26 protein-coding genes are annotated in these 24315 nt (G+C 59.3%); 10 read left to right on the plus strand and 16 right to left on the minus strand.

Annotated features, from left to right (window positions below):
• Positions 1–82 precede the first annotated feature (82 nt).
• The gene (gene rlmF / locus AF70_RS06730; RefSeq protein WP_028940334.1) at positions 83–1105 is read left to right on the plus strand and encodes a 23S rRNA (adenine(1618)-N(6))-methyltransferase RlmF; all 1023 of its coding nucleotides are present in this window, start codon (positions 83–85) and stop codon (positions 1103–1105) included.
• 100 nt (positions 1106–1205) lie between these two features.
• Here rlmF and AF70_RS06735 read toward each other — a convergent pair whose 3' ends face one another.
• On the minus strand, positions 1206–1487 hold the full coding sequence (locus AF70_RS06735; protein WP_007905514.1) for an HU family DNA-binding protein: 282 nt from the start codon (positions 1485–1487) through the stop codon (positions 1206–1208).
• 397 nt (positions 1488–1884) lie between these two features.
• On the opposite strand from AF70_RS06735, the gene yejK reads away from it, so the two are divergent.
• Together yejK and AF70_RS06745 are read left to right on the plus strand one after the other, a co-directional pair.
• Positions 1885–2889, plus strand: a complete 1005-nt coding sequence (yejK, locus tag AF70_RS06740; RefSeq protein ID WP_019581084.1) for a nucleoid-associated protein YejK — start codon at positions 1885–1887, stop codon at positions 2887–2889.
• Complete coding sequence (locus AF70_RS06745; RefSeq protein ID WP_028940335.1) at positions 2889–3239, plus strand: glutaredoxin family protein; 351 nt, start codon at positions 2889–2891, stop codon at positions 3237–3239. Before yejK ends, AF70_RS06745 begins: the two co-directional genes overlap by 1 nt.
• 152 nt (positions 3240–3391) lie before the next feature.
• On the opposite strand, the gene AF70_RS06750 is transcribed toward AF70_RS06745, so the two are convergent.
• The 5 genes from AF70_RS06750 to AF70_RS06770 form a co-directional block, all read right to left on the minus strand.
• On the minus strand, positions 3392–4327 hold the full coding sequence (locus AF70_RS06750; protein ID WP_028940336.1) for a glutathione S-transferase family protein: 936 nt from the start codon (positions 4325–4327) through the stop codon (positions 3392–3394).
• Positions 4328–4415: 88 nt separating this feature from the next.
• Positions 4416–4736, minus strand: a complete 321-nt coding sequence (locus AF70_RS06755) for a GIY-YIG nuclease family protein (RefSeq protein WP_028940337.1) — start codon at positions 4734–4736, stop codon at positions 4416–4418.
• Between the two features lie 40 nt (positions 4737–4776).
• Complete coding sequence (locus AF70_RS06760) at positions 4777–5247, minus strand: nuclear transport factor 2 family protein (protein WP_019581088.1); 471 nt, start codon at positions 5245–5247, stop codon at positions 4777–4779.
• A gap of 100 nt (positions 5248–5347) precedes the next feature.
• On the minus strand, positions 5348–6664 hold the full coding sequence (locus tag AF70_RS06765) for a CynX/NimT family MFS transporter (RefSeq protein ID WP_028940338.1): 1317 nt from the start codon (positions 6662–6664) through the stop codon (positions 5348–5350).
• Positions 6654–7313, minus strand: a complete 660-nt coding sequence (locus AF70_RS06770) for a FadR/GntR family transcriptional regulator (protein ID WP_028940339.1) — start codon at positions 7311–7313, stop codon at positions 6654–6656. Before AF70_RS06770 ends, AF70_RS06765 begins: the two co-directional genes overlap by 11 nt.
• A gap of 210 nt (positions 7314–7523) precedes the next feature.
• Between AF70_RS06770 and AF70_RS06775 the strand changes: the two genes are divergently transcribed.
• On the plus strand, positions 7524–7982 hold the full coding sequence (locus tag AF70_RS06775; protein WP_018927107.1) for a transposase: 459 nt from the start codon (positions 7524–7526) through the stop codon (positions 7980–7982).
• Between the two features lie 142 nt (positions 7983–8124).
• Here the strand turns inward: AF70_RS06775 and AF70_RS06780 are convergent, their stop codons facing one another.
• The 4 genes from AF70_RS06780 to AF70_RS06795 form a co-directional block, all read right to left on the minus strand.
• Positions 8125–8889 (minus strand): amino acid ABC transporter ATP-binding protein, encoded by a 765-nt coding sequence (locus AF70_RS06780; protein WP_007936266.1) that lies wholly within the window; start codon positions 8887–8889, stop codon positions 8125–8127.
• A gap of 11 nt (positions 8890–8900) precedes the next feature.
• Complete coding sequence (locus tag AF70_RS06785) at positions 8901–9998, minus strand: amino acid ABC transporter permease (RefSeq protein ID WP_019581092.1); 1098 nt, start codon at positions 9996–9998, stop codon at positions 8901–8903.
• A gap of 10 nt (positions 9999–10008) precedes the next feature.
• Positions 10009–11190 carry an amino acid ABC transporter permease gene (locus tag AF70_RS06790; RefSeq protein ID WP_028940340.1) on the minus strand — a complete coding sequence of 394 codons (1182 nt, stop codon included), beginning with the start codon at positions 11188–11190 and terminating at the stop codon, positions 10009–10011.
• Positions 11191–11255: 65 nt separating this feature from the next.
• Positions 11256–12287: an amino acid ABC transporter substrate-binding protein gene (locus AF70_RS06795; protein ID WP_019581094.1), complete on the minus strand. Its 1032-nt coding sequence runs from the start codon at positions 12285–12287 to the stop codon at positions 11256–11258.
• A 469-nt stretch (positions 12288–12756) separates the two neighbouring features.
• Between AF70_RS06795 and AF70_RS06800 the strand changes: the two genes are divergently transcribed.
• The 5 genes from AF70_RS06800 (at position 12757) to AF70_RS06820 (ending at position 17996) form a co-directional block, all read left to right on the plus strand.
• Positions 12757–13413 carry an alpha/beta hydrolase gene (locus AF70_RS06800; protein ID WP_019581095.1) on the plus strand — a complete coding sequence of 219 codons (657 nt, stop codon included), beginning with the start codon at positions 12757–12759 and terminating at the stop codon, positions 13411–13413.
• Positions 13414–13498: 85 nt separating this feature from the next.
• Entirely contained in the window at positions 13499–14986 is a 1488-nt protein-coding gene (gene rhlB / locus AF70_RS06805) for an ATP-dependent RNA helicase RhlB (RefSeq protein WP_019581096.1), read from the plus strand.
• 139 nt (positions 14987–15125) lie between these two features.
• Positions 15126–16073: an ornithine cyclodeaminase family protein gene (locus AF70_RS06810; RefSeq protein ID WP_028940341.1), complete on the plus strand. Its 948-nt coding sequence runs from the start codon at positions 15126–15128 to the stop codon at positions 16071–16073.
• A 60-nt stretch (positions 16074–16133) separates the two neighbouring features.
• Positions 16134–17261 (plus strand): FAD-binding oxidoreductase, encoded by a 1128-nt coding sequence (locus tag AF70_RS06815; protein ID WP_028940342.1) that lies wholly within the window; start codon positions 16134–16136, stop codon positions 17259–17261.
• A gap of 93 nt (positions 17262–17354) precedes the next feature.
• Positions 17355–17996, plus strand: coding sequence for a transcriptional regulator (locus AF70_RS06820; RefSeq protein ID WP_018927115.1), 642 nt, complete (start codon positions 17355–17357; stop codon positions 17994–17996).
• A gap of 86 nt (positions 17997–18082) precedes the next feature.
• On the opposite strand, the gene AF70_RS06825 is transcribed toward AF70_RS06820, so the two are convergent.
• From AF70_RS06825 to AF70_RS06850, 6 genes are all read right to left on the minus strand, one after another.
• Positions 18083–18859 (minus strand): ABC transporter substrate-binding protein, encoded by a 777-nt coding sequence (locus AF70_RS06825; protein WP_019581099.1) that lies wholly within the window; start codon positions 18857–18859, stop codon positions 18083–18085.
• A 239-nt stretch (positions 18860–19098) separates the two neighbouring features.
• The gene (gene moaE / locus AF70_RS06830; RefSeq protein ID WP_019581100.1) at positions 19099–19551 is read right to left on the minus strand and encodes a molybdopterin synthase catalytic subunit MoaE; all 453 of its coding nucleotides are present in this window, start codon (positions 19549–19551) and stop codon (positions 19099–19101) included.
• A gap of 3 nt (positions 19552–19554) precedes the next feature.
• Positions 19555–19797, minus strand: a complete 243-nt coding sequence (moaD, locus tag AF70_RS06835) for a molybdopterin converting factor subunit 1 (RefSeq protein WP_018927118.1) — start codon at positions 19795–19797, stop codon at positions 19555–19557.
• On the minus strand, positions 19794–20267 hold the full coding sequence (gene moaC, locus AF70_RS06840; RefSeq protein WP_028940343.1) for a cyclic pyranopterin monophosphate synthase MoaC: 474 nt from the start codon (positions 20265–20267) through the stop codon (positions 19794–19796). The genes moaD and moaC overlap by 4 nt, the downstream gene beginning before the upstream one ends.
• A gap of 103 nt (positions 20268–20370) precedes the next feature.
• On the minus strand, positions 20371–21762 hold the full coding sequence (locus AF70_RS06845) for a PhoH family protein (protein ID WP_018927120.1): 1392 nt from the start codon (positions 21760–21762) through the stop codon (positions 20371–20373).
• A gap of 335 nt (positions 21763–22097) precedes the next feature.
• Entirely contained in the window at positions 22098–23174 is a 1077-nt protein-coding gene (locus AF70_RS06850) for a polysaccharide deacetylase family protein (protein WP_371929190.1), read from the minus strand.
• Positions 23175–23517: 343 nt separating this feature from the next.
• Here AF70_RS06850 and yaaA point away from each other — a divergent pair, with 343 nt between their 5' ends.
• On the plus strand, positions 23518–24297 hold the full coding sequence (yaaA, locus tag AF70_RS06855; RefSeq protein WP_019647726.1) for a peroxide stress protein YaaA: 780 nt from the start codon (positions 23518–23520) through the stop codon (positions 24295–24297).
• The last annotated feature ends 18 nt before the right edge of the window (positions 24298–24315 follow it).

The raw sequence follows: 24315 nt of genomic DNA on the forward strand, positions 1-24315 counted from the left end.
GCGATCTTCACAATTGGGTGACCAGCAGCTGGATGTGGGACAATACCCGCCACTTTTAGCCATACCCGAATCGACCTCGCCCATGACCGCCCCCAGCACACCCAAACCTGCGCGCAAAAAGCCTAAACCCGCGACCCCGGCCAAAGCCGTGGAGCCACGCGAGAAGGCCAGCCTGCACCCGCGCAATCGCCATCAGGGTCGTTACGACTTCCCGGCGCTGATCAAGACCACGCCGGAACTGGCGAAGTTCGTGATCATCAATCCGTACGGCAAAGAGAGCATCGACTTCGCCAGCCCGGACGCGGTGCGGGTGTTCAACCGGGCGCTGCTCAAGGCGTTCTACGGTATCGCCCATTGGGACATCCCGGCCGATTACCTGTGCCCGCCTGTTCCGGGCCGTGCCGACTACGTGCACTTCCTGGCCGACCTGCTGGCCAGCGTCAACGACGGCGAGATCCCTCGCGGCGCGCCGGTCAAGGTGCTCGATATCGGCATGGGCGCCAACTGCGTCTATCCGCTGATCGGCTACAGCGACTACCGCTGGCACTTCCTCGGCTCGGAAATCGACCCGATAGCCGTAGCCTCAGCCAAAGCCATCGTGCAGTCCAACGGGCTGAACAAAGCCATCCAGCTACGCCAGCAAACTAATCCCAAGCACATTCTGTTGGGCTTGCTCGAACCCGGCGAACGCTTTGACCTGACGATGTGCAACCCGCCGTTCCACGCCTCGATGGACGAGGCGACCAAGGGTAGCGTGCGTAAATGGCGCGCGCTGGGCCGCGCCGACCCAAAACGCAAACTGCCGGTGCTGAACTTTGGCGGGCAATCGGCCGAACTATGGTGTGAAGGTGGCGAGGCACGGTTTGTGACGCAACTGATCGCCGAGAGCGCGCACTTTCAACACAAAGTGCTTTGGTTCAGCACCCTGGTCTCGAAAGCCTCGAACCTGCCGGCGATCCAGACGGCGCTGAAAAAGGCCGGCGTATTGGAAAGCCAGGTCGTGGAAATGTCCCAAGGGCAGAAGCAAAGCCGCTTCGTCGCCTGGACCTTCCAGACCAAATCCGAGCAGCAGGTCTGGCGCGAGCGCTGGGCCCGCAAAAGCTGAGTAACAACCGAGACAGCGATTGAGCCTGATCAATCGCTGAATCGCAGACACAAAAAAACCGTGCCCGGATTGCTCCGGAGCACGGTTTTTTTAACAAGTCTTACTTGTTGACAGCGTCGGTCAGGCCTTTGGCCACAACCAGCTTGATCACTTTCTTGGCAGCGATTTCGATGGCAGCGCCAGTCGAAGGGTTGCGGCCGGTACGGGCAGGACGCTCAGTCACTTTCAGCTTGCCGATACCTGGCAGAGTGATTTCGCCGCCGTTTTCCAGCTGATCGGCAACGATTTGGCCCAGTTGGTCCAGAGCGTTACGCGCGGTGGTTTTTGGCGCGTCGATAGCTTCAGCGATGTCGGCGATCAGTTGGTCTTTAGTAAGAGCCATTGTAGTGTTCCTTCCCTATCAAATTCATATGGATTGCAGAGTGCAGTGTCAGCCATCGAGCCCGATCTTCTGGATCTGGCACCCTCGGCCATAACCACGACGAGTCGGGGTTATAGATACCGAAATCAGGGTTTGGTTCGACCTGACAAATGCTGAATGCACGCTTAACGCAGTGACTTCGCGTAAGACCGGGCAAAACTAGCACAGAGACGGGGAAATATCCGCCTCTAGCTACCCATTTGGTCAGCTTTATTGCTCTAAATCGGGAAAAAATCACATCAGGGTCGCCGCAGAGCTTCGAATTGCCCTTCGGACCACGCCAAAACCAGTGGTTGCGGTACACTGGGCGCTTTTTCGGGGGAGCACGCCCTCCTCTCTCCAATCAGCCGAGAAGCCCATGCCGATCCGTCATTGCATCGTCCACCTGATCGACAAAAAACCCGACGGCACACCCGCAGTTCTTCACGCCCGCGACTCTGAACTGGCTGAGTCCGCGGCCATCGAGAACATGCTCGCCGACTTGAACGAAAGCTATAACGCCAAACAGGGCAAAGCCTGGGGGCTGTTCCATCCGGAGTCCGGTGCGTTTCCATTCAGCGGCTGGCTGAAGGAATACCTCGACGGTGGTCGTGATTTCACGGCCTTCAGCCGGGTGGCGGTCGAGCATCTGCAAAAGCTGATGGAAGAATCCAACCTCTCGGTCGGTGGCCATGTGCTGTTCGCGCATTACCAGCAAGGCATGACCGATTACCTGGCCATCGCCCTGCTGCACCACAGCGAAGGCGTGGCGGTGACCGATCAGCTGGACGTGACCCCTTCGCGACATCTGGACCTTGGCCAGTTGCACCTTGCAGCGCGGATCAACGTTTCCGAATGGCAGAACAACAAGCAGTCCAAGCAGTACATTTCGTTCATCAAGGGCAAGAACGGCAAGAAAGTTTCGGAGTATTTCCGCGATTTCATCGGTTGCCAGGAAGGCGTCGACGGCCCCGGTGAAACCCGCACTTTGCTCAAGGCATTCAGTGACTTCGTCGAAAGCGAAGACCTGCCGGAAGAGTCCGCGCGCGAGAAGACCAAGACCCTGGTGGATTACGCCAGCAGCCAGGCCAAAATGGGCGAGCCCATGGGCCTGGAAGAATTGTCCGGACTGATCGACGAAGATCGCCCGAAAGCCTTCTACGATCACATCCGCAACAAGGACTACGGCCTGTCCCCGGAGATCCCGGCGGACAAGCGTACCCTGAACCAGTTCCGCCGCTTCACCGGTCGCGCCGAAGGCTTGTCGATCAGCTTCGAAGCGCACCTGTTGGGCTCGAAGATCGAATACGACGAAGAAGCCGGCACGCTGATCATCAAGGGCCTGCCGACCCAACTGACCGACCAGCTCAAGCGACGCAACTGATGCTCGGTGGCGTGTTGAAAAAATTCCTGCTGATCCTGCTGGTGGTAGTGGTCTACCAGAACTGGGGCAAGATCGAGCGGGTACTTCACCCCTCGCAGGTGGTGTCCGAGCAGACCCAGGCCAAGGCCAACGTCGTGCTCTACGCCACTGACTGGTGCGGTTACTGCAAGCTGACCCGGCGCTTCCTCGATCAGAAAGGTATTCCGTACAAGGAATTCGATATCGAGAAGGATGCCGTGGCGCGCAAAGCCTATGAGGCGCTGGGGGGACGCGGGATTCCGATCATCGATGTGAATGGAACGTTGATTCGCGGGTATGACCCGGACCAGGTGATTGCGGCATTGAAATAACCATCAGCTTCACACAATCCTGTGGCGAGGGGGCTTGCCCCCGTTCGGCTGCGCAGCAGTCGCAATTTCCCGTGGATACGGTTTTCTCATCGAAATGCTGGGGCCGCTTCGCGACCCAACGGAGGCAAGCCCCCTCGCCACAGGTGCGTACGTCAGCAAGCCTCTATGCGAAACCCGAACCGCGGAAAGTGCACATGCACCACACCGGCCCGCTCGTCTTCACGGCGCAGAATCAACTCTTCGCTGCCGGCAAACATCAACTCACCCGCCACCGGATCAACCCCGTAATCGGTCGCTGCAATCACCACCTGCTGGCCAACCTCGAACCCGTTCGGCTCATCGAACTGCTCATCCGGCAATGCGGCCGGTGTAGCATTGCGGGCAATCTCTAGCGCTTGCTCGGCCGTCATCTCACTGAACGCGCCATGACCAAACCCCATCACGCGGCCAAACCACGCCGACACGGCCGGATAAGCATCCACCAACGGTGAAGTCACGTGCGTCGCCTTGAGGAACCACAGCGAGTGAGCCAGGGCAAAGTCGGCAATCGACGGTTCGCCGAACAGGAAGTCCCCCTGCTCGCGTTGAAGCTGCTGCTCCAGGCGCGCCATGATCGTTGGCCACTGATGCTTTGCCTGCTCGGCCGACAACCGAGTGGAACTGCCACCGCTGAACAAGCCGGCACGATCGGCCAGAAATGCCTTGATCGCTTCCGGCGATAATTTGCCGAAGCGCACCGCTACCGATTCTGGCTGGAACACCAGGCTGACCGCATGCTGGAACACCACCGAATCGGCCCACGCCGCAAAGGTCGCCGTGACCATTTCCTGGCCTTCCGGGAAAAACGCCGGTGAAGCTTTTTCCTGCTCCAGACGACGAGCGATCAACGCGGTGTCGCAATAGACATCAGCACCGATCTGCAACACCGGCGTCTTGCGGTAGCCGCCGGTCAGGGCCGTCAGGTCGGGTTTTGGCATCACCGGCGAGATCATCACAGAGCGCCAGGACAACCCCTTGAAGCCCAGCAGCAAGCGGGCCTTTTCGGCAAAAGGGGACGTCGGGTAATGATGCAGAATCAACTCGGACATGCTCGGCTCCGCCGCTCGGATAAGGAGCCCGCAGCTTAACGCGCAATCGGCAGGCAGCCTACCCATCTGCCTGATGGGCGCTTATCAGTCAGATTGATAAGCTCGCGGCCGCACTCGCCACCAGACATTCCTTGGCGCTTTTCTTGAGTTTCTTGATCAAACGCTCCTGGCGCAGCGCTTCGCCTTTATCGCGGCAGCGCTCGGTATAAACCAGCGCCACGGCCGGGCTCGACAGGAAGAAGCGCGCGCCCTTGCCACTCTGATGGGTGGCGAAGCGACGTACGGGATCGTCGCTGATCCCGCAGTAGAGCGAACCATTGGCCGCGCGAACGAGGTAGACGAACCAGGGTTTGCTGACAGACAGCGACGGTTCGGCGGCAATGACGGAAGATTCGCTCGAGGTGCTCACGTGACGATCAAGGCTTGAAAGAAAACAAGCTGCGATCTTATCAGCGACTGGCCTGGAATGCCTTCAGGCCCTTCAAGGCTTGAGCACGCACGGCGTTTCTCACCACCGGCGTCCAGCCCAGCAACAACCCTTTGAAACCCAGCGCCTGACGCGACCAGCGCCACAGATCAAAACTGTCGTGGTGCTCGCAGATCTTGCCGTCGCGGAACACGAATCGCGCCTGAATGTCATTGACCACGATATTGCCGGTCTGGCTGAACAGGTACGTCGCCACCCAATGGGCGCCACCAGTGCGCTCATCGCTGCGCACGTTATCGAAGGTCAGGGAGAAGTCCTTGGCGCGGGTGGTGAGCATGCGCCACATATCGCCGGCATCGCGCCCGCGCAGTTCGCCGAACGCCGGATCACTGAACACCACGTCGTCGGTGTAGCAGGCGCTCATGGCCTCGGCATCCAGCCGCTGGAAGGCTTGATAGAACCGGGTGATCAAGGCGTTGTGGGCATCACTCATGGGCAGGCTCCGGAAAATAGGCAGATTGCCAGCACGATAATCTGCAAACGGACGAAACACCATCAGCATTCGCCCCCCGAATACCGACAGTGTGCGCGAATCAGATCTTTTCGCTTTCGACCTGCACGTACAACGAACGCCCGGCACCGAGGCCGGCGATGATCGCGCCGAGGCCGATGACACCGAAGATCCAGCCCAAGGCGCTCCAGCCGCCGGTCCAGTCATGCACCACACCGACCGCGAACGGGCCCATGGAGGCCAGGGTGTAGCCGAAGCCCTGTGCCATGCTCGACAGATTGGCGGCGACATGAGCATCCCGCGAGCGCAGCACGATCAGGGTCAATGCCAGGCTGAACGTAGCGCCCTGCCCCAGTCCCAGCAGGATTGCCCAGCCCCACAGGCCGTCGATCGGCGCATAAAGGCAACCGAACAAGCCGCCGAGGGTCATTGCCATGACGATTACGATGGCCAGCCGCTGATCCTTGCCACGGGTCGCCAGCCACGGTGCGGCCAGCGAGCTGATCAACTGGACGATCACCGAACCCGACAGCACCAGACCGGCCTGGGTTGGCGTCAGACCGCGACCGATCAGAATCGACGGTAGCCAACCGAATACGATGTAGGCCAGAGACGATTGCAGGCCCATGTACAAGGTCACTTGCCAGGCCAGCGGATCGCGCAACAGGCCTCGGACCCGATAGGCAACGTTATGTGCGCCGTGTTTCTGACCGACTTGCGGCAGCCAGAACATGGCTGCGACCAAGGCAGGAACCACCCAGAAGCCGAGGCCCAGCGCCCAACTCTTGTCGAAATGTTCGCTCAACGGTACGGTCGCGCCGGCCGCCATGGCCGCGCCCAGGCACAACGCCATGGTGTAGACGCCGGTCATGGTGCCGGCCTGTTTCGGGAAGTCGCGCTTGACGATACCGGGCAGCAGCACGCCGATCACCCCGATGCTGGCGCCGGCCAGCACGCTGCCGGCGAACAGGCCGACCTCGCCGAACGAGCTGCGCAAAATGATCCCGCCGGCCAGCATCAGGAGAATCCCCAACACCACCCGCTCGGCACCAAAACGTCGCGCAAGCACCGGCGCCAACGGCGCGAACAGACCGAGGCAAAGCACCGGCAAGGTGGTCAGCAAACCGGCTTGGGCAGCCGATAGCCCCAGTGTTTTCGAGACCTCGCTGAGCATCGGTGCCATGCTCGACAGCGCCGGACGCAAGTTCAGCGCCACCAGAATCAGCCCCAGCAGCAACAGCCACGGGCGCCGCAAGAGCGGGTGACTTCGCTGAACCTCTGCATCATCGGCCTCGGCGTCGATCAACAGCTCTTCGAGCTCCGCCGTCCGCTTGAGCTCGGTGATGCGGCTGTGGCTCGCCTGCTGACTGGACATCGGACTCTCGGTTTCAAGGTTCATTGATCAATTGCCTCATCAGGGCTTTGGCCCGTTCCGGGTCGCGTTGTTCGACGGCATCGAGCAGCTCGATATGCAGGTCGAACACCGCTTGGCGTCGGGGGGTGACGTTCAGGGTCTGACGCAACTGCGCGCCCACGACGCTGGAGAAATAGCGATACAGCTCGCTGAGGGTCGGGTTGTGCGCCGCGTCCACCAGACGACGGTGGAACACCAGGTCACAGGCGATGTAGGTGTCAAGATCGCCGTGGTAGTGACTGCCGCTGACGCCCAGCGCCTCGCGCAACGCCACCAGGTCTTCATCGGTGCGGCGTAACGCAGCCAGACCGATGGCTTCGACTTCCAGAATGTGCCGGGTTTCCCGAGCCTGTTCCTGAGAGCAGCGGGACAGCGCCTTCATCGTATCCAAAGGATCGACTACCGCCCGCACGTAGCTGCCGTCGCCCTGGCGGATCTCGATCAACCCGGAAAACGCCAACACGCGCATGGCTTCGCGCACGGTGTTGCGGCTGATGCCCAGCTCAGTCGCCAATTCCGGCTCGGTGGGCAAGCGCTGGCCGACCGTCCAGACACCTTGATTAATGCGCAGGCGCAGCTGGTCCAGGGCCTGATCGACCAAGGACCGTTTAATTAATGGAGAAATATCTGACATAGAATTCGCCCTTTCATCCAATCATAGGATGAATTTTCTGACATGTTAGTCAGCTTCGTCCGACAAGGCAACGGGCTCACGCAAACCCTGTAGGAGCCGGCTTGCTGGCGATGGCGATCGTACCGACACATTCAGAACTGAACTTTGGCAATGCCCCTCACTATTGCGTACTAGCCTTCTGTTTCTCTCAAAACACAGGAGGGCAATGGAATGCCCGATCTTCCCCATGCCAATCGCTTACGCGCCGGACGTTATTCCCAAACCGGCCAAATCTACCTGCTGACAGCTGTCACCTGGAATCGCACCCCGTTTTTTACTGACTGGCGGGCAGGACGTCTGGTGGTAGACCACTTTCGTCAGGCGCAGACAGAAGAATGGGTCGATTCCCTCGCCTGGGTGGTGATGCCCGACCATTTTCATTGGCTGGTCGAACTGAAGAACAACTCGTTGTCGGCGTTGGTGCTGGCAACCAAATCGCGCAGCGCGCGGGCGGTAAACGCGCGACTGGAGCGCAGAGGGATGGTATGGCAGAGAGGTTTCCATGATCGCGCGATTCGCCGTGAAGCGGATCTGCAAGCGGTCGCCCGATACATCGTTGCCAATCCATTGCGTGCGGGGCTTGTCACACGTGTGCACGATTACCCATTGTGGGATGCCAAATGGCTATAGCCGGGATACTCGGTGGCGTCTGGTATGCCGCCATCGCCAGCAAGCCGGCTCCTACAGGGTTCGCGGTCAGCAGGTGGAGCGTTTCATTGGAGCAAAAAAAACCCGGAACAGAGTCCGGGTTTATTTCACTGCCAAGCGTCTATCAATGCAGGATCTGGCTCAGGAACAACTTCGTCCGCTCGTTCTGCGGGTTGTCGAAGAAGTCGTTCGGCGCGGCCTGTTCGACGATTTCACCCTTGTCCATGAAGATCACGCGGTTGGCCACGGTACGGGCGAAGCCCATTTCGTGGGTCACGCAGAGCATGGTCATGCCGTCTTCGGCCAGGCCGATCATGGTGTCCAGAACCTCTTTCACCATCTCCGGGTCAAGTGCCGACGTCGGTTCGTCGAACAGCATGATTTTCGGTTTCATGCACAGGGCACGGGCAATCGCCACACGCTGTTGCTGACCACCGGACAGTTGCCCCGGGTATTTATGCGCCTGCTCTGGAATGCGTACGCGCTCCAGGTAATGCATGGCGATTTCTTCGGCCTTGCGCTTGGGCATCTTGCGTACCCACATCGGCGCCAGGGTGCAGTTCTGCAGAATGGTCAGGTGCGGGAACAGGTTGAAGTGCTGGAACACCATGCCGACTTCACGGCGGATCGCTTCGATCTGCTTGAGGTCGTTGGTCAGTTCCACGCCATCGACCACGATACGGCCCTGCTGGTGTTCTTCCAGGCGATTGAGGCAACGGATGGTGGTGGATTTGCCGGAACCCGACGGGCCGCACAGCACGATACGCTCGCCCTGCTTGACGTTCAGGTTGATGTCTTTCAACACGTGGAACTGGCCGTACCACTTGTTTACGCCCTGCATCTGAATAATGCCTTGAGGACTCACAGGCTGTTTGATCGCTTCACTCATAAACTACGCTCCTAACGCTTGTGGCCAGTGTCCAGCTTGCGTTCCAAATGCATGGAATAGCGGGACATACCAAAACAGAAAATCCAGAACACCAGGGCCGCGAACACATAGCCTTCTGTGGCCATGCCCAGCCATTTCGGGTCGGCGGCGGCTTGTTTGACGCTGTTGAGCAAGTCGAACAGGCCGATGATGATCACCAGGCTCGTGTCCTTGAACAGCGCAATGAAGGTGTTGACGATGCCAGGGATTACCAGCTTCAGGGCTTGCGGCAAAATCACCAGGCCCATGCTGCGCCAGTAACCGAGGCCCATCGCCGCAGCCGCTTCGTACTGACCTTTAGGGATCGCTTGCAGACCGCCACGCACCACCTCGGCGATGTAGGCCGACTGGAACAGGATCACGCCGATCAGCGCCCGCAGCAATTTGTCGAAGTTCATGCCTTCGGGCAGGAACAACGGCAACATCACCGACGACATGAACAGCACCGTGATCAACGGCACACCGCGCCAGAACTCGATGAAGGTCACGCAGACCACGCGAATCGCCGGCAGGTTCGAACGACGGCCCAGGGCAAGCACGATACCCAGCGGCAGTGCGCCGACGATACCGACGGTAGCGATCACCAGGGTCAGCATCAGGCCGCCCCACTGGCTGGTCGCCACCTGGCTCAGACCGAATACGCCACCGTGCAGCAGGAGGTAGGCAATGATCGGATAGAGCACCAGAAAGCTCAGGCCGTAGATTGCCTTGTGCGGAACACGTGCGATGAACAACGGCGCTACGCCAATCACCGCCAGCCACACGGTCAGGTCCACGCGCCAGCGCAAGTCCATCGGGTAGTAGCCATACATGAACTGGCCAAAGCGCTGCTCAATGAACACCCAGCAGGCGCCGGCCTTGGTGCAGTCGGCACGGGTGGTGCCGACCCAATTGGCATCGAGGATCGCCCAGCTCACGAGAGGCGGAACTATCAGGTAAATCAGATAGAACGCGAACAGTGTCAGCAGGGTGTTGATCCAGCTGGAAAACATGTGCGCCCGCATCCACGCCACGACACCGATGCTACTGCTCGGTGGAGGCATGTCGGGTTTGAAAGTATGAGTCGTCATGCGCTCTTCCTTACCGCTCGATCAGCGCAATGCGCTTGTTGTACCAGTTCATCAGCAGGGAAATGCTGATACTGATCGCCAGGTACACGCTCATGGTGATGGCAATGACTTCGATCGCCTGTCCGGTCTGGTTCAGCACCGTACCGGCAAACAACGACACCATCTCCGGATAACCGATACCGGCCGCCAGCGAGGAGTTTTTCGCCAGGTTCAGGTATTGGCTGGTCAGCGGCGGAATGATCACGCGCAGGGCTTGCGGGATGATCACCTTGCGCAGGGTCGGACCGTTGCGCAGCCCCAGCGAGTGAGCCGCTTCGGTCTGGCCGTGGCTGACCGACTTGATGCCCGAACGCACGATTTCGGCGATGAACGCCGCGGTGTACACCGTCAGGGCCAGGGTCAATGCCAGCAGTTCAGGGATCAGCACCCAGCCGCCTACAAAGTTGAAACCTTGCAGCTGTGGCATTTCCCAATGCAGCGGCGCGCCGAAGATCAATGCGCACAACGCAGGGATCACCAGGAACATCGCCAGGCCTACCCAGAATTTGTGGAACGGTACGCCGGTCTCTTCGAAACGCTTGTTGGCCCAGCGGCACATCAGCACGATCGCGACAATGGCCACGACGATGCTCGCCACAAACGGCCAGAAACCGTTCGCTGTCAACGCTGCCGGCATGTTCAGGCCGCGGCTGCTGACGAAGAAGGTGTCGCCGAAGTTATGGCTATTGCGCGGCCCCGGCATGGTGAGGAACACCGCGAAGTACCAGAACAGGATTTGCAGCAGCGGCGGAATGTTACGGAAGACCTCGACATAAACCGTCGCCATCTTGGCAATGATCCAGTTCTTCGACAGTCGTGCCACACCGACGATGAAACCGAGGATCGTCGCCAGGATCACGCCGATGAACGTCACCAGCAAGGTGTTGAGCAGGCCGATGACAAACACCCGGGCATAGCTGTCCGATTCGGTATAGTCGATCAGGTGCTGAGCGATGCCGAAACCGGCGCTGCGCTCAAGAAAGCTAAAACCGGAGGTAATGCCCCGGTGTTGCAGGTTGGTTTGAGTGTTGTCGAACAGGTACCAACCCATCCCGACCACGGCGAGAACCGTAATAATCTGAAACAGCCACGCACGCACTCGCGGATCGCTGAGGCTGAACCTCTGCTTTGGTGCGCCGATTGAATTTTGCATGAAGTGCCCCGGAAATAATGGAACAGAACATCACCCGGTGGCTGGCCCACCGGGTGATAGAACCATCAGCGCACTGGTGGTGCGTATTGAATGCCGCCGTTGGTCCACAGGGCGTTCAAGCCACGGTCGATTTCCAGCGGAGTGCCCTTGCCGAGGTTTCTCTCGAAGACTTCGCCGTAGTTACCGACTTGCTTGACGATTTTCACCACCCAGTCTTTCGGCAGCTTCAGATCCTTGCCGTACTCACCGTCGGCGCCCAGCAGACGAGCAACGTCCGGGTTCTTGGTCGACTTGGCTTCTGCCTCGACGTTTTTCGAAGAGATACCGGCTTCTTCGGCGTTGAGCATCGCGTAGCCAACCCAACGAACGATTGCCAGCCACTCATCGTCGCCGTTACGCACGACCGGCCCCAAAGGCTCTTTGGAGATGGTTTCAGGCAGCACGATGTAATCTTTCGGCGAGGCCAGTTTGCTGCGCTGTGCATACAACTGGGACTTGTCGGAGGTCAGCACGTCGCAACGACCGGATTCCAGCGACTTGGCGCTTTCATCGGAAGTGTCGAAGGTGATCGGGGTGTACTTCAGGCCGTTGGCGCGGAAGTAGTCGGACACGTTCAGCTCGGTGGTGGTACCGGCTTGAATACAGATGGTCGCGCCATCCAGTTCCTTGGCACTTTTCACGCCCAGCTTGCTGTTGGCCAGGAAGCCTACGCCGTCGTAATAGGTGATGAAGCCAGGAAACTTCAGGCCCATGCCCGCATCACGGGAGCTGGTCATGGTGGAGTTGCGCGACAGCATGTCGATTTCGCCGGATTGCAGAGCAGTGAAACGCTCCTTGGCATTCAACTGGCTGAATTTGACCTTGGTCGCATCACCAAACACTGCAGCAGCTACAGCGCGGCAGAAGTCAGCATCGATGCCAACGATCTTGCCGGTAGAGTCCGGAACCGAGAAACCCGGCAAACCGTCACTCACACCGCACTGTACAAAACCTTTCTTCTGCACTGCATCCAGGGTTGCACCCGCCTGAGCGAACCCACTGACACCGAGCACTGCTGCTGCAGTCACGATGGCCAGGGTGGATTTCAACATCTTCATTCAAACCTCCAGTTTTGCTCTTGTTGTGTCGGAGCTTGAGCCCTGTCGCACCCTTTTGAGGCGTTGCTGACCCTTGTTGGCTTTTTTTAGGGTCAACCGACGTAAGGACCGTCGCTATGAGTCTAGTAGGAGAAAATCCACATCATGGATAACTCACTTCTCACCAATCGGCCGAACGGGCTGTAGCCCTTTCACGTTCGCGAAGCCCGTAGCGGCCACTGGCGAACATCCATCACCGGATTCTTTGCTATCCCACGACTAGCCATACACTGATAGTGTTACCGCCAGGCACGAGATTGGTTGCACAGGGTTCCCCATAGCAAAGCCCGTACCAGACCGCTCGCTAAAGCGATTCAGCGACAGGTCAATAGCAAAACTTTCAACCTTGCGACATCTTCTTAACTGATCAACCGATTGCGCACTCGAACCTCGCACACAATGAGAGCGCACGCACAACAATGGAGCAGACATGACCGAGCCCCTGATTCTTCAACCCGTCAAGCCCGCAGACGCCTGCGTAATCTGGCTGCATGGGCTGGGTGCCGACCGCTACGATTTTTTGCCGGTAGCTGAAGCGCTACAGGAAAACCTGCTCACTACCCGTTTCGTTTTGCCCCAGGCTCCGACCCGCGCTGTCACCATTAATGGTGGCTACGAGATGCCAAGCTGGTACGACATATTGGCCATGAGCCCGGCACGCGCCATCAGCCGCGAGCAGTTGGAGGAGTCCGCGCAACGGGTCGTGGATTTGATTGAAGTGCAGAAGGCCAGCGGAATAGACGCCTCGCGGATCTTTCTCGCCGGTTTTTCCCAGGGCGGCGCCGTGGTTTTGCACACAGCCTTCCTGAAATGGCAGGGACCGTTGGGCGGTGTACTTGCGCTCTCGACTTATGCCCCGACATTCAGCGATGAACTGGAGCTTTCCGCCAGCCAGCAGCGCATTCCCGTGTTGTCGTTGCATGGTCAGTATGATGACGTCGTGCAAAACTCCATGGGCCGGACCGCCTACGAGTATTTAAAGCAGCATGGTGTCACCGTGACATGGCAGGAATACCCAATGGGCCACGAAGTGTTACCCGAAGAAATTCGCGACATCGGCGTCTGGATCGCCGAGCGTTTGCGCTAAAAGCTACCCTTTGATCCATCGCACTACGCCGCGCCCGATTCTTGCATTACACTGGCCGGCGTACATTCCTTAACCAATTGATGAGATGACCGTGCTCAAAGCACTCAAGAAAATGTTCGGTAAAAGCGAGGCTGAGCAGCTCGCGCCAGGCTCCAGCGCTCCTTCTCATACCCCCAGCCACCGTACCGACGGTAATCAGCCTGGCCGGACCGCAACCGTAGCGGCACCGAAACACGAGCCGGTGACCACACCGACCGCCCCCTCTGCTCCGGCCATTGTCTCTGAACAGCCGCGCAGCGAAGCCCCGAAACCGGCAAAACCACGCCGCGAACCGAAGCCAAAGGCGCCGGTCATCCCCTGGAAACTCGAAGACTTCGTCGTCGAACCCCAGGAAGGCAAAACCCGCTTCCACGATTTCAAACTCGCCCCCGAGCTGATGCACGCCATTCAGGACCTGGGCTTTCCTTATTGCACGCCGATCCAGGCACAGGTGCTTGGCTTCACCCTCGCGGGCAAAGACGCCATCGGTCGTGCCCAGACCGGTACCGGCAAGACCGCCGCGTTCCTGATTTCGATCATCACGCAGCTGCTGCAAACCCCGCCGCCCAAAGAACGCTACATGGGTGAACCGCGAGCACTGATCATCGCCCCGACCCGGGAACTGGTAGTGCAAATCGCCAAGGACGCGGCCGACCTGACCAAGTACACCGGCCTCAACGTCATGACGTTTGTCGGCGGCATGGACTTCGACAAGCAGCTCAAGCACCTCGAAGCCCGTCACTGCGACATCCTCGTGGCCACTCCGGGCCGCTTGCTCGACTTCAACCAGCGCGGCGACGTGCACCTGGACATGGTCGAAGTCATGGTGCTGGACGAAGCCGACCGGATGCTCGACATGGGTTTCATCCCGCAAGTGCGTCAGATCATTCGCCAGACCCCACCGAAGAGCGAGCGTCAGACGCTGTTGTTCTCCGCGACCTTCACCGACGACGTGATGAACCTGGCCAAGCAATGGACCACCGACCCGTCGATCGTCGAGATCGAAGCGCAGAACGTGGCCAGCGAAAACGTCGAGCAACACATCTACGCGGTGGCCGGCGCCGACAAATACAAACTGCTCTATAACCTGGTCAACGATAACGGCTGGGAACGGGTGATGGTCTTCGCCAACCGCAAGGACGAAGTGCGGCGCATCGAAGAACGCCTGGTGCGCGATGGCGTCAACGCCGCGCAACTGTCTGGCGATGTGCCGCAGCACAAACGCATCAAGACCCTGGAAGGTTTCCGCGAAGGCAAGATCCGGGTGCTGGTCGCCACCGATGTGGCCGGTCGCGGCATTCACATCGACGGCATCAGCCACGTGATCAACTTCACCCTGCCGGAAGTCCCGGACGACTACGTGCATCGCATCGGTCGTACTGGTCGTGCCGGCGCCGATGGTGTATCCATCAGCTTTGCCGGTGAAGACGACTCCTACCAGCTACCGTCCATCGAGGCGCTGTTGGGTCGCAAGATCAGTTGTGAAACGCCACCGACGCATCTGCTGCGGGCGGTTGAGCGCAAGCGCCCATAACACGGGTCGCAGAATAAAAGGCGCAGCCGGAGACGGACTGCGCTTTTTTTTCGTCCGGTTTCTTCAACAGGAGCTTGCTCGAGACAACTAAAAGTCCATAATGGACAAATTAGTTTACTTTCAGCACCCGGAGCCGACCATGCCCAGCACGCCTTACGTCATCACCCAACCCCAGGCCCGCGAACTGCTGGCGCAAGTCGACGTGCCGCAGATCCTGCGCAAGCTGTTCCGCGACCTGGCCGCCGGGCAAGCCGTGCAACCGGCCCAGCAGTTGGTGGAATTCCCGAAAGGTGCCGGGGACTTCATCAACTACTTGGGCGTGCTGGCCGAAGACGGCGTGTATGGCGTCAAGACATCGCCCTACATCGTGCGTGAGCAAGGCCCATTGGTGACCGCCTGGACGCTGTTGATGTCGATGCAGACCGGCCAGCCGCTGCTGCTCTGCGATGCCGGTGAACTGACCACCGCACGCACCGCGGCAACGACGGCGGTGGCGGTCGATGCCCTCGCCCCGCTCAAGGCCCAACGCCTGGCAATCATCGGCAGCGGCAAGGTGGCCCAGGCGCACCTGCACTATGTGAAGAACCTGCGAGACTGGCAAAGCATCAGCCTGTATTCGCCGAGCTTGCGCGGCAAGAACGCCGAAGCGCTGGCGCAACTCAAAAGCCTCGATCCACGGCTGACCCTCGCCGACAGTTGCGAAACCGCGATTCAAGACGCCGACGTGATCATGCTTTGTACTTCGTCCGCCGGCCCGGTGATCGACCCGTCCATGTTGAGCAAACCGGCGTTGATCACGTCCATCAGCACCAATGCTCCGCGTGCCCATGAAGTGCCGCCGCAGAGCCTCAATGACATGCAGGTATTCTGCGACTATCGCCAGACCACCCCGGGCTCGGCCGGCGAAATGCTGATCGCCGGTGAACAGCATGGCTGGGACAAGCGCTCGATAGTCGGCGACCTGCCCGACTTGCTCAGCGGAAAAGTGCAGCGCCCGGACTACAACCGACCTGTGTTCTTCCGCTCCATCGGCCTGGGCCTGGAAGACATCGCACTGGCCAATGCCATTTACCGCCTACTGGGCTAACACCCGTTCCCACAGGGATCCCCAACAATTTCGGCATTTACGCCCCATCAGGAGACGTTCATGAGCCAGGCAGATTTCATCATTATCGGCGGCGGGATTGCCGGTGCTTCCACCGGTTTCTGGTTGTCGCAGCACGGACGGGTGATTGTGCTCGAGCGCGAATCCCATCCGGCCTATCACTCCACCGGACGCTCGGCGGCGCTCTACACCGCCGCCTACGGCACGCCTCAGGTTCGGGCATTGACCCTGGCCAGCCGCGATTTCTTCGATGCACCACCGCCCGGTTTCTGCGAACACCCGCTGCTGACCCCGCGCGGTGAGATGACCGTCGACTTCACGGGCGATCCGGCCGAGCTGAACAATCAATACCTGAGCGCCAAAGCCACCGTGCCGCAGATGCAACTGCTCAGCGCCGACGAAGCCTGTGCGCGCCTGCCGATCCTGCGTCGGGAAAAAGTCCATGGCGCGATCTACGACCCAACCGCCAGCGACATCGATACCGATGCCCTGCATCAAGGCTATCTGCGCGGTATCCGGCGCAATAAAGGCGAGGTGCATACCGACAGCGAAGTGCTGAGCCTGACCCGGGATGCCGAAGGGCTGTGGCAGGTTCAAACCGCCACTCAGACCTTCAGCGCCCCGATCATTATCAATGCCGCCGGCGCCTGGGCCGACAAGGTTGGCGTGCTGGCTGGCGCGCGGCCTCTGGGCCTGCAGCCCAAGCGTCGGGCAGCCTTTATCTTCGCCGGCCCCGAGGGCCTGGATAGCCATGACTGGCCAATGCTGGTCAGCCTCGATGAATCGTTCTACATGAAACCCGACGCCGGCATGTTCCTCGGCTCACCGGCCAACGCCGACCCGGTGGAGCCGCACGACGTGCAGCCCGAAGAACTGGACATCGCCATGGGCATCTACCAGATCGAAGAGGCGACCACCCTGACCATCCGCCGCCCGACCCGCACCTGGGCCGGCTTGCGCAGTTTCGTGCACGACGGGGATTTGCTGTCCGGCTTTGATCAACACGTACCGGGCCTGTTCTGGGTGGCGGGACAAGGCGGCTACGGCATCCAGACGTCACCGGCCATGGGCCAGGCCAGCGCTGCACTGGTACGCGGCGAAGCCTTGCCCGAACAGCTCACTCGTTTCGGTCTGGACGCCGCGATGCTCTCCCCCGCCCGTCTGGGTTGATCCTGATCCTCAGGTGACGTGCCCACACGATTGCGGCAAACTTCCAGTGCCCCTTTTTAAAGGGGCACTGACGCTGGCCTGGAGCTCCACTGTATGAACGCACCTGAAAAAAACTCGGCCCTGGACAATGTGTCCATGGACAACTTCCGCGCGATTGCCGATGCCATCGCCACGTTGTTCTTCCCTCACGCCGAGGTGGTGCTGCACGACCTGCGCACACAAAAGGTCGACTACATCGCCAACAACCTGTCCAAACGGGAAATTGGAGACGACTCGTCGCTGGAGGACATGCTCAGCGAAGAGGTCAGTGAACGAAACATCGGGCCGTACGAAAAGCTCAACTGGGACGGCCAGAAAATTCGCAGCCTCAGCAGCGTACTGCGCGACAGTGAGGGGCAACCGCTGGCGGTGCTGTGCATCAACCTGAATATCTCGTTATTCGAGAACGCGAAGGCGGCGCTGGATTTGTTCCTGTCGCCGACCAAGCTGATTCCGCAACCGGATTCACTGTTTCGCGATGACTGGCAGGAACGGATCAACACTTTTCTGCATGCCTGGCTGCGCGAGCGCCAGTTGAGCCTGAATGTGCTGACCCGCGACCATAAACGCGAACTGGTGCTGGCGCTGCACGCCGAAGGCGCCTTCAAAGGCAAAAGCGCCTCCAACTACGTGGCCAATGTGCTGAACATGGGCCGGGCGACGGTGTACAAGCATTTGAAGGAATTGAAGGGCTGAAAATCAAAAGATCGCAGGCTGCGCCAGCTCCTACAGAGAAATGTGGTCCTCTTTAGGCGCTGCCGAAGGCTGCGATCTTTCTCCGATCAATCGCCGTAGATGTCGGACTTGAAGTACTTCTCCGAAATCTTCTGGTATTCGCCACTGGCGCGAATGCCGTCGATGGCCGCGTTCAGTTCACTGACCAACTCGGTGTTGCCCTTGCGCACGGCAATCCCGGCGCCCTCACCCACGTATTTCGGATCCTTGAGTTCCGGCCCGACAAAGGCGTAACCCTTGCCACGCGGCATGGACAGGAAATCACTCAATGGAATGGTGTCGGCAAAAATGGCATCGAGGCGACCGGCAGCCAGGTCCATGTAGATTTCTTCGTTGTTGCCGTAACGCTTGACGTTGATGCCCTTCGGTTCGAAAACCTCGGTGGCGTAACGGTCCGTGGTGGTTGCGCGTTGTACGCCGACCGTCTTGCCCTTGAGGCTGGCGTACTGGTCATCGACCGCCGCGCCTTCCTTCATCACCAGTCGCGATGAGGTGAAGTAGTACTTGTGGGTGAAATCCACCGACTTCTTACGGTCTTCATTGATGGTCATGGACGACAGCGCCATGTCGATTTTTTTCACTTTCAGGGAAGGAATCAGACCGTCGAATTCGCCTTCGACCCACACACACTTGACCTTCATCTGCGCGCACAGGGCGTTGCCGATGTCGTAGTCGAAACCGACAATTTCACCTTTGTCGGTTTTCGATGCGAACGGCGGATAAGCCGCTTCAATACCGATACGCAGGCTTTTCTCGGCAGCGAACACGCTACTGCACGCCAACAGGCTCAGGGCCAGACCGGTGATGAGGGGGAATTTCTTCATGTTCGTTCTCTCGCGGGTTGTTGTTGGTTTGGCAAGACAGAAGAAAAAGCTGAAACAGGGAACGCCTTTTTTTGTACTTATAAATCCATACTGGACTTTTATGTATTAACCGTCAATCGGGCGCATACAGATCTTCCAGCCTCTGGTCGGGAGGGGAATCAGTGGTTTTTTGGGTGATGCAGAAGGCCTCTTCGCGGGCAAGTCGGACCGCGAAGGCGTATTCGAAAGCACTAGAGGAATTACTGCTTCCAGCGATCCGCCGCCGCATGATCGCTGTCGCGCCCTTCAACCCAGCGCGCGCCATCACGGGTGTTTTCTTTCTTCCAGAATGGCGCGCGGGTTTTCAGGTAGTCCATGACAAAGGCGCAGGCATCGAACGCTGCCTGACGGTGGGCGCTGGCGGCACCGACGAAGACGATCGGCTCGCCCGGCTCCAGCGCGCCGATGCGATGCAGCACTTCCAGCTTCAACAGCGGCCAGCGCTGCTCGGCCTCCGCAGCAATCTTGCCCAGGGCTTTTTCGGTCATGCCCGGGTAGTGCTCCAGAAACATCCCGGCGACGTCCAGGCCGTCATTGAAGTCGCGTACATAGCCGACAAAACTCACCACCGCACCAACGCCCACATTGGCCGCGTGCATGGCGTTGACCTCAGCGCCCGGGTCGAACGGCGTGGGCTGCACACGAATCGCCATGGCTCAGCCCCCGGTCACGGTTGGAAAGAAAGCCACTTCATCGCCATCGCCGACCGGTTCATCGAGCTGGCAGAGGTCTTCATTGCGGGCGCACATCAGGTTCTGCTCGCTCAACACCTCGGCGCCTTCACGTTGGGCCAGCAGTGCACGCACATCGTCGACCGTGGCGAAATCACCTTCAACCTTCACCGAATCCACGCCGAGCGCCTCACGGTAACGGGCAAAAAACTTCACGGTCACGTTCATGGCTGCTCCGCCTGGAAATGGCCGCTCTTGCCGCCGAGTTTTTCCAGCAGCCGCACACTCTCGATGGTCATGCCGCGGTCCACGGCTTTGCACATGTCATAGATGGTCAACGCCGCGACACTGGCGGCGGTCAGCGCTTCCATCTCGACGCCGGTCTGCCCGGACAACTTGCAGCGCGCCACGATGCGCACGGTGTCGTCGCCTTCGGCACTGAGTTCGACCTTGACGCCGGTGAGCATCAACGGATGGCACAGAGGAATCAGATCACTGGTTTTCTTCGCCGCCTGGATGCCGGCGATCCGCGCCACGGCGAACACGTCACCCTTGGGATGGCCGCCGCTGACGATCAACTGCAGGGTTTCGGGCAGCATGCGCACCAGCGCTTGGGCCGTCGCTTCGCGGAACGTCACGGCTTTTTCGGTGACGTCGACCATATTGGCGCGACCTTGGGAATCGAGATGAGTCAGCACAGCGTTACTCCTGATCAGGAGCATCGATTGTAAACCTGCGGGTCAATTTTCCGCACCCATAAAAAACCGGGCGGCTTCGGGCCGCCCGGTTCTGTGGTGAGGGTTACAGATGCGATTCGGCGTATTCGGCCAGAATCGAACGTGGCACCCCTTGCAGGGTGATGTGTACACCGTTGGGGAAGTCTTTGAAGCGTTCGGTCAGGTACGTCAGCCCGGAGCTGGTCGCGGACAGGTAAGGGGTGTCGATCTGCGCCAGGTTGCCCAGGCACACCACTTTGGAACCGGCGCCAGCACGGGTGATGATGGTTTTCATCTGGTGCGGCGTGAGGTTCTGGCATTCATCGATCAGGATCAGACTCTGCTGGAAGCTACGGCCTCGAATGTAGTTGAGGGATTTGAACTGCAACGGCACTTTGCTGAGGATGTAGTCGACGCTGCCATGGGTGTTTTCGTCATCCATGTGCAAGGCTTCGAGGTTGTCGGTGATGGCGCCCAGCCAAGGCTCCATCTTTTCCGCTTCGGTGCCGGGCAGGAAACCGATTTCCTGGTCGAGCCCCTGCACGCTGCGGGTGGCAATGATGCGCCGGTAGCGTTTGCTGACCATGGTCTGCTCGATGGCCGCCGCCAGGGCCAGGATGGTTTTACCGGAACCGGCCGCGCCGGACAGGTTCACCAGATGAATGTCCGGATCGAGCAAGGCGTACAGCGCCAGGCTTTGATAGATGTCACGCGGTTTCAGGCCCCAGGCTTCCTGGTGCAACAGAGGCTCCTGATGCAGGTCGAGGATCAATAACTTGTCGACCTGGATTTCCTTGATCCAGCCGACAAAGCCCTGTTCGTCGATGATGAACTCGTTAACGTGCACGGCAGGCAGGTTGTCGATCAGCTGCACCTGATGCCAGGTGCGGCCATGATCCTGCCGGGTTTCGACCTTGCTCACCCGGTCCCAGAAGGAGCCGGTCATGTTGTGGTAACCGTTGGGCAGCAACGAAACGTCGTCGACCAGTTGGTCGGTACTGTAGTCCTCGGCCGCGATCCCACAAGCCCGGGCCTTGAGGCGCATGTTGATATCTTTTGTAACCAGCACCACGGGCAGTTTTGCATCACGTGCGCGCAGGTCGATCAACTGGTTGATGATGATGTTGTCGTTAAGGTGCTCGGGCAGAATGATGTTCGGCTCGGCACGCTTGCTCATCAGAATTGACAGCAAGCCCTTGGGCCCACCCTTGCCACGCTGGATCGGAACGCCGAGTTCGACGTCTTCGGGGCTGGCATCGCCCAGGGTCTTGTCGATCAGCCGAATGGCCTGGCGGCATTCCGCTGCAACGCTGTGAGGCCCGCTCTTGAGCTTGTCCAGCTCTTCAAGCACGGTCATCGGGATCGCGACGTGGTGTTCTTCGAAGTTAAGCAGGGCGTTTGGATCGTGAATCAATACGTTGGTATCGAGTACATAAAGGATTGGCTGGTTGGAAGGGCTACGTCCGTGATCATCCATACTCGGTCACCTTTGTGGGAGCCAGTCGACGCAATACCATGACAGTGCTGCGCCTCGAAGTGGCCACCGAAATCACCTGCTCAGACTCAAGTGATTGCAACCCAAACGGAGTCTTGGAAGACGCCACCTGTGTTGCAGGTTTCGGCGGTCTGTCTTCGTAATACTCCAAAACACATGACAGAAAAAAGCACTTTGACGTTTTTTTGAAGTTTATTTTTCAGAATGACCAATAGCACTTGGCGGACTGCCAGCACCCCGCTAAAGTCGGAAGTCCGCCTGCATCGAAATCTCCTCCAAAAACGTCCCTGCCCTAATGTTTACGGGCTTTCTCCGTTTCAGCGAAACGCGTCCTGACAGTTTTCCCAACCGATCCCGCTCGGCGCCGTTTGCGTCATGAGCCAAGGTAACGCGGTTTTCAGCGCATCCTGCTTCACATTGAAATTGATCACCCCGTGCCGCCATAGCAGCATCAGCGTCAGCACCCGTTGCGCACTCTGGCTGCCCTTGAGCTTGCCGGCGCCGTCCTGGGCATCGATGTCCCACAATGCCACCTGCAAACCCTGAGACCTGAAGAAGCCTTCAGCATCGGACCGACGCTGGCCATCGGGCGGACGAAACAGCGGCACGTAATTCTCCGGCAGCTTGCCCTTGACCAGCTCGGCGCTGCGCCGCACCGAGTCCTGCCAGTCTTGCCAATGGCTGTGGGAACGGAACTCCCAACCCTGCACGCCAACGCATTGCTGCGAATAGGTCCCTTGCAGGCTGGTCGCCGAACCTTCAGCCAGACGGGCCTGGATGTCCTTGCCGAGGACGAAGAACGTCGCGCTCATGTTCGATTTGCGCAGGTACTCGGTGACCCAGGCAGTGTTATCCGGCACGGCATTGGCAGCGCTGTCGAAAGTCAGCAGGAACAGGCGATCATTCATCGCATCGCCATTGCGCTCATAGTCGCCAAAACGATCGACTTCGCTGCTGGTCTGCGGAAACAGCGCGGCCTTGCGCAATTGCTCGTCCAGATACTGGGCGTGGAACAGCCGGCTCGGCTCGGCCCACTTGATGTAGTAGCTGTCGTCACTGATCTGAAACTTGGCCGCTTGCTCACGCAGGGTGTCCATGTCCTCGACCAGGAAACAGAAAGAGGCATCCTGATCGCAACTCTGCTGGGCGAAGTTGTAGTTGCTCAGCAACCGCTGCCACATGCGTTGGCGCAGGTGGTTGACCGACTCCAGATTGACGGTGCGCAGGCCCAGGCGTTGAGCCAGGCTTGCTTCATCGAGCGATTCGCTGGCGAGCAGGACGCGAGCGAACATGAGGATTTCGGCCCGGGAGGCAACGTCGAACAGGGTCGGGTTGCTGAGCTGCTCAGGCCAGGTGCTGCGATCCAGCGTCGCCACATCGCCCGGCGCCGCCATGACACCAAAGCTCAACAACCCGGCAAAGAATAGAAAAACGATACGCAATGGGATGTCTCCATAACAAAACCCGCGCGGCACTATAGCCGATCCCCTGTGGCGAGGGGGCTTGCCCCCGTTGGGTTGCGAAGCAGCCCCCAAAACTGCGTCCCCCATTCCTTCAGATAGAACGCAAGTGTCGGTTTGCGACCGCTTCGCGATCGAACGGGGGCAAGCCCCCTCGCCACAGGATCTTCTTCTGCCACAAAACCTGGCGACACCACCGATCACCTATGACAGCCATAGCTGGAGTCAACACAGACAACCCCCTAGAATCGCCCCCACGATTAAAGGAGCCGACTTCATGCTGATGGTGATTTCCCCCGCCAAGACCCTCGATTACGAAACACCGCCGGCGACCCAGCGCTTCACTCAGCCGCAATACCTCGACCACTCCCAGGAACTGATCCTGCAACTGCGCGACCTCACACCGGCGCAGATCAGCGAGCTGATGCACGTCTCCGACAAAATTGGCGGCCTCAATGCCGCACGTTTCGGCAGCTGGACCCCGGCCTTCACCCCTGCCAACGCCAAGCAGGCCTTGCTGGCATTCAAGGGCGACGTGTACACCGGCCTGAATGCACAAACCTTCAGCGAAGCCGACTTCGATTACGCCCAGCAGCACTTGCGCATGCTCTCCGGCCTGTACGGCTTGCTGCGCCCTCTGGACCTGATGCAACCCTATCGGCTGGAGATGGGCACCAAGCTGGCCAATGCCCGTGGCAAGGATCTGTATGCCTTCTGGGGCACGCGGATCAGCGAATGGCTGAACGAAGCGCTGGCCGATCAAGGCGACGATGTGCTGCTGAACCTGGCCTCCAACGAATACTTCTCGGCGGTCAAACGCAGCGCCTTGAACGCGCGCATCATCAATACCGAGTTCAAGGACTTGAAGAACGGCCAGTACAAAATCATCAGCTTCTACGCGAAAAAGGCCCGCGGGATGATGAGCCGCTTCGTCATTGAAGAACGCATCAATGACCCGGTCGCCCTCAAGCAGTTCGATGTTCAGGGTTATCGCTACAGCAGCGAACAGTCTAAACCGGACAATCTGGTGTTCCTGCGCGATCACGCACCGGAGTAACCAGACCCGCACTCAATT

This window comes from Pseudomonas sp. KD5 (assembly GCF_012932895.1).
Lineage (GTDB): Bacteria > Pseudomonadota > Gammaproteobacteria > Pseudomonadales > Pseudomonadaceae > Aquipseudomonas.

Coding starts and splice junctions, on each gene's coding strand:
- AF70_RS06800 (WP_019581095.1), top strand. CDS start 12,757: ATGACCGAGCCCCTGATTCTTCAACCCGTCAAGCCCGCAGACGCCTGC.
- AF70_RS06845 (WP_018927120.1), bottom strand. CDS start 21,762: ATGGATGATCACGGACGTAGCCCTTCCAACCAGCCAATCCTTTATGTA.
- rhlB (WP_019581096.1), top strand. CDS start 13,499: ATGACCGTGCTCAAAGCACTCAAGAAAATGTTCGGTAAAAGCGAGGCT.
- AF70_RS06760 (WP_019581088.1), bottom strand. CDS start 5,247: ATGAGTGATGCCCACAACGCCTTGATCACCCGGTTCTATCAAGCCTTC.
- AF70_RS06775 (WP_018927107.1), top strand. CDS start 7,524: ATGCCCGATCTTCCCCATGCCAATCGCTTACGCGCCGGACGTTATTCC.
- yaaA (WP_019647726.1), top strand. CDS start 23,518: ATGCTGATGGTGATTTCCCCCGCCAAGACCCTCGATTACGAAACACCG.
- AF70_RS06820 (WP_018927115.1), top strand. CDS start 17,355: ATGAACGCACCTGAAAAAAACTCGGCCCTGGACAATGTGTCCATGGAC.
- AF70_RS06795 (WP_019581094.1), bottom strand. CDS start 12,287: ATGAAGATGTTGAAATCCACCCTGGCCATCGTGACTGCAGCAGCAGTG.
- yejK (WP_019581084.1), top strand. CDS start 1,885: ATGCCGATCCGTCATTGCATCGTCCACCTGATCGACAAAAAACCCGAC.
- AF70_RS06850 (WP_371929190.1), bottom strand. CDS start 23,174: ATGGCGGCGCCGGGCGATGTGGCGACGCTGGATCGCAGCACCTGGCCT.
- moaE (WP_019581100.1), bottom strand. CDS start 19,551: ATGGCGATTCGTGTGCAGCCCACGCCGTTCGACCCGGGCGCTGAGGTC.
- AF70_RS06770 (WP_028940339.1), bottom strand. CDS start 7,313: ATGTCAGATATTTCTCCATTAATTAAACGGTCCTTGGTCGATCAGGCC.
- AF70_RS06810 (WP_028940341.1), top strand. CDS start 15,126: ATGCCCAGCACGCCTTACGTCATCACCCAACCCCAGGCCCGCGAACTG.
- AF70_RS06780 (WP_007936266.1), bottom strand. CDS start 8,889: ATGAGTGAAGCGATCAAACAGCCTGTGAGTCCTCAAGGCATTATTCAG.
- rlmF (WP_028940334.1), top strand. CDS start 83: ATGACCGCCCCCAGCACACCCAAACCTGCGCGCAAAAAGCCTAAACCC.
- AF70_RS06815 (WP_028940342.1), top strand. CDS start 16,134: ATGAGCCAGGCAGATTTCATCATTATCGGCGGCGGGATTGCCGGTGCT.
- moaD (WP_018927118.1), bottom strand. CDS start 19,797: ATGAACGTGACCGTGAAGTTTTTTGCCCGTTACCGTGAGGCGCTCGGC.
- AF70_RS06745 (WP_028940335.1), top strand. CDS start 2,889: ATGCTCGGTGGCGTGTTGAAAAAATTCCTGCTGATCCTGCTGGTGGTA.
- AF70_RS06825 (WP_019581099.1), bottom strand. CDS start 18,859: ATGAAGAAATTCCCCCTCATCACCGGTCTGGCCCTGAGCCTGTTGGCG.
- AF70_RS06785 (WP_019581092.1), bottom strand. CDS start 9,998: ATGACGACTCATACTTTCAAACCCGACATGCCTCCACCGAGCAGTAGC.
- AF70_RS06750 (WP_028940336.1), bottom strand. CDS start 4,327: ATGTCCGAGTTGATTCTGCATCATTACCCGACGTCCCCTTTTGCCGAA.
- AF70_RS06765 (WP_028940338.1), bottom strand. CDS start 6,664: ATGAACCTTGAAACCGAGAGTCCGATGTCCAGTCAGCAGGCGAGCCAC.
- AF70_RS06735 (WP_007905514.1), bottom strand. CDS start 1,487: ATGGCTCTTACTAAAGACCAACTGATCGCCGACATCGCTGAAGCTATC.
- AF70_RS06790 (WP_028940340.1), bottom strand. CDS start 11,190: ATGCAAAATTCAATCGGCGCACCAAAGCAGAGGTTCAGCCTCAGCGAT.